The following is a 4,198-nucleotide window of genomic DNA, read 5'->3' on the forward strand; positions in this document are numbered from 1 at the left end:
ATCAGTTGGCGTGTCATCACTGATGCCCTCTAAACACTATCTTTATTCTATGCAACTTCATATAAAATTGGTATTACCGGAAATGATATAAAAGCTAATTTTTTTTCAAAACATATTTTAATATACCGAATCTGTGGAACTAATCGACAGCATCATAATCTAAATATAAAATCCCAAATATTAAATCAGCAAGATGCCATTACTCGAAATAGGAGATCCGGCTCCCTGGTTTTCCGTTCCTTCTACAAATAACCCCTCATTTCATTTCCCGACTGTTGGCGGCCGGCGAGTCGTGCTGTTTTTCTTTGCCAGCACAGCTTTTGAACAAATCCAAGTTATCCTCAAAAGCTTTCAAGAGCTTTCAGAGGAATTCCAAAGCTTGCAAGTACCGCGGTTTGGAGTGAGCGTTGACCCAGCAGACAAAGAACAAAACAGACCAACCACAATTGCTCCGTCATTCCTTTTTTTCTGGGACTTGGATAAAAAAGTCAGCCAGCAGTACGGTGTTTTCCGAGATGTCGAAGAAAATGGAGTTGCCGGAGTTCACTATGCACCACAAACTTTTGTACTCAACGAAAACCTTCAGGTAATTAATATTTTGCCGATGGGCGAACCGCACCAACACGCCCAGCAAGTATTAGATTTTATCAAAACTTTGCCCCCAATTGAGGAAGCCCGATCAGCCACTCGCCACGCCCCGGTGTTGGTAATTCCTAACGTTTTGGACAAAGCCTCTTGCCACAGTTTAATCGATATGTACAAAGCTCACGGTGGCAGTCCCTCGGGCTTTATGAGGCAAGTGGAGGGGAAAACTGTTGGCATTCACGACGAGAATTTCAAGAAACGACGAGATTTCTTTATTGAAGACCCAAAGTTGCAAAAGCGATTGAATACGATTATTCTGCGCCGGGTGCGGCCGGAAGTAGAAAAAGCTTTTCAGTTTACAATCACTAGGTTTGAGCGCTATTTGGTGGGCTGTTACGATGCTGACAGCGGCGGTTATTTTCGGCCGCACCGGGACAACACTAGCAAAGCTACGCTCCACCGCAGGTTTGCGATGACGCTAAACTTGAATGTGGGAGAGTACACGGGGGGATTTTTACGGTTTCCAGAGTACGCGCCACACGGTTATAAAGGGGATTCTGGCACGGCGATTATTTTTTCGTGTTCTTTGCTGCATGAAGCGACGCCGGTGATTAGCGGCCAGCGTTTTGCTTTGCTGTCTTTTTTCTACGGCAATGAGGATGCCGAGGTACGACAAGCTAATTTTAAGTATTTAGCTGCTGATTCAGATTCCCGAATTGGAGAACCGGCGTAAGGAATGTCACTACCGTGGTGCAAGTCCTAAAATAATTAGAGAAGGTAGTTAGCGGTTAGCCACAAAACCTAATTCCTAGCTACCGATCGCTAAATACTAATCGATCGCCATGAATTTCAAACTTCTAAGTTTAGCAGTATCGGGAATTTTAACGGTTGGGGTTGCAGCCAGCGCCAGTGCGGTTGTTACCACATCCCCTGTGCGGCAATCAACAGATTTAACGGAATTTAACTCGGTGCATTCCCAGGGTGCGATCGCCCAAACTGTCGAAGAACAAACCAATATTCGGGTCTACGAAAAGGCTAGTCCGGCGGTTGTTACAGTCGATACAGATAAATCTAACGGCAGTGGCACAATTATCAGCCCCGACGGCATGGTGTTAACGAACGCCCACGTTGTTTCGGCAGGCGGTACCGTCAATATCATTTTGTCAGACGGCAGAAAACTTGTCGCCGATGTCATCGGATTCGGCGAAGACGGTCTAGACTTAGCCGTGCTGAAGATTCGCGGTCAAAACAATTTGCCCACTATTCCTTTAGCCCGTCCCGGTTCGGTGAAAGTCGGGCAACAAGCATTTGCGATCGGCAATCCCTTCGGTCAATTTCAAGGTACTTTTACAGTCGGAATCGTCAGCCGCATCGACCAGCAGCGGGGCTTAATTCAAACCGACGCCGCCATCAATCCCGGCAATTCAGGAGGCCCACTGCTCAACAGTTCAGGAGAATTAATCGGCGTCAATACTTCTATTTTTACTCGCGGTCGGGGCGGTGGCAGTATCGGTATCGGTTTTGCAATTTCCGCAGACAAATTACCCGCTTTCCTGACAGCGGTGCGAGAAGGGCGAGCTCCCCGCGCGGCTCAAGCCCGATCGCCCTTTGGTGGCAACCAATCACCTCAAAAAGTTGCGTTAAACGGGCCCCCCGTCAGCGGCCTCCTCACCGACAAGTCTAGCGTTCTGCCCACCGACAACAGCTTTTTTGACCTCTACTCATTTGACGGAAAAGCGGGCCAGCAAATCACAATAGAAATGAAAAGTCAAGAGATTGACCCTTATTTAATTTTGCTCGGCCCCAACCAGCGCGAAATCGCGCAAGACGATGACGGGGCCGGGAATAAAAACGCCAGAATTACAGTCAGGCTGCCAGCAGACGGGACTTACACGTTAGTTGCAAATTCCTACCAAGCTAGGCAGTCAGGGGCTTATACGTTAGAGCTGAAAGCGAGTGCTCCTACCGCGCCTTCTCGGGCGATTTTGCAAGAAGAAGGTGCTTTAGTCGCAGGCGGCCCAGTATTGCCGTCTGACAACAGTCTGTATCGAGAGTATACTTTTGAAGGTCGATCGGGTCAGTCTGTCACCATTTCCCTCGAAAGTACAGATTTCGATCCCTATGTGGCGATCTTTGGCCCTAACGGCCGATTAGTGGCAGAAAATGACGATGGAAGCGATTCGACTAAAAATTCGTTTCTGACCGTTACGTTGCCCGCTACGGGTCGCTATCGCGTAATTGTCAATGCTTACGATGCTTCGGGCCGGGGTCGTTACACTCTAACTGTCCGGTGAAAATTGAAAATTCGGAACTGGGAATTGGGAATCGGGAATTGGGCAAACAGGGCATTGGTAATTGGTAGCATCTAAGGAATGAGAATTAAATAACTTACAATCTTTATTGTTCTTGTGGCATGGGCGTCCCGCCCGTGCATAAAGGACGGGCGGGACGCCCATCCCACTTTCAAGAGTGTAAATTATTTAATTTGCGATCCTAACAAATAACTAATGACTACTGACTAATGACTACTGACTTCTTCCTTCTTCCTCCGTTACAAATCGAGGTAATTCATGCGTCAAGTTAGATTTTGGGCGATCGCGCCAATTGCTCTGGTAGCTACTTTTTCTGGCAAGCCGGCTCTCTCCCTGTCACTTTCAAATTCAGGTGTTGCTAACAGCAGTTCCACCCTTATTTCAGCAGAATTTCCTCAAAATTTAACTGATGCGAAGACTGCTGCCAACGCTGTTTTAGCTCAAGCAAGCCCCAACCCGTCGCCATCGCCACAAAGTTCGCCAACTCAGAGCCCAACTGTAGAACCTCCGCCCAGTCCTGATGCGAGTTCATCTAAAATCATTTTAGAGCAAAACGGAGAACTCAGCCCTGCTAAGTCTTCTGTACTTCCCTCAGACAGCAGTTTGTACGACGAGTATACCTTTGAAGGCACTCAGGGTCAGAAACTGGTTATTACCGTAGAAAGTACCGAGTTTGATACTTATCTCGCTATTTTCAACTCCCAGGGCGAGCTACTTGGAGAAAATGATGATGTCACGCAGCAAAATTCCAATTCAGAGCTGACTGTTACCTTGTCTGCGAACGGTCGCTATCGCGTCATTGTCAATGCTTACGATCCGCCTCCAAAAGGTAGAGGCAAGTACAGTTTGACCGTCCGCGAAACAACTGGAAATTAGTTTGATATCATGTCCGCTCGAACGATTAAAAGGGCGGGTTTTTGAGATTGTCAATTATTGTCAGATATTTTTCGTGAGGGGAGCCCCTACCGTATTAGGGGTCATCGACCGAACAGAATATGAACTAAACTTCGGAGTCAGGGCACGGCAATGCCGTGTCCCTATAATTCAGGGACGATCGCACTATAAGCAACTACTATTCACTTTGGTAAATTCATAGGTTTTTATGCCACTATAAATGTTAGAGTCTGGCACTTATAATTTTCTAATATCATGTCCTATCGATTAACCATAATATCCCGGTCGGGGCGGGTTTTTGAGATTGTCAATTATTGACAGGTATTGTTCTGAACCCGCCCCTTGTATCTTAAAAGAGTGAGTCAGGCGATTGCCACGTCATTGATTAGATCATACCGACAAGTGGG

3 protein-coding genes are annotated in these 4,198 nt (G+C 47.0%); all 3 read left to right on the forward strand.

The features are described from left to right. Window positions 1-193: 193 nt before the first annotated feature. The 3 genes from QUB20_RS28175 (at window position 194) to QUB20_RS28185 (ending at window position 3,773) form a co-directional block, all read left to right on the forward strand. Window positions 194-1,318 (forward strand): redoxin domain-containing protein, encoded by a 1,125-nt coding sequence (locus QUB20_RS28175; protein WP_333251427.1) that lies wholly within the window; start codon window positions 194-196, stop codon window positions 1,316-1,318. Window positions 1,319-1,427: 109 nt separating this feature from the next. Further along, on the forward strand, window positions 1,428-2,879 hold the full coding sequence (locus QUB20_RS28180) for a trypsin-like peptidase domain-containing protein (RefSeq protein ID WP_333251425.1): 1,452 nt from the start codon (window positions 1,428-1,430) through the stop codon (window positions 2,877-2,879). 276 nt (window positions 2,880-3,155) lie between these two features. Then, window positions 3,156-3,773: a pre-peptidase C-terminal domain-containing protein gene (locus QUB20_RS28185; protein WP_333251422.1), complete on the forward strand. Its 618-nt coding sequence runs from the start codon at window positions 3,156-3,158 to the stop codon at window positions 3,771-3,773. Window positions 3,774-4,198: the final 425 nt, after the last annotated feature.

This window comes from Microcoleus sp. B4-C2 (assembly GCF_036705265.1).
In the GTDB taxonomy this organism is placed as follows: Bacteria; Cyanobacteriota; Cyanobacteriia; order Cyanobacteriales; family Microcoleaceae; genus Microcoleus.

Coding starts and splice junctions, on each gene's coding strand:
- QUB20_RS28175 (WP_333251427.1), top strand. CDS start 194: ATGCCATTACTCGAAATAGGAGATCCGGCTCCCTGGTTTTCCGTTCCT.
- QUB20_RS28180 (WP_333251425.1), top strand. CDS start 1,428: ATGAATTTCAAACTTCTAAGTTTAGCAGTATCGGGAATTTTAACGGTT.
- QUB20_RS28185 (WP_333251422.1), top strand. CDS start 3,156: ATGCGTCAAGTTAGATTTTGGGCGATCGCGCCAATTGCTCTGGTAGCT.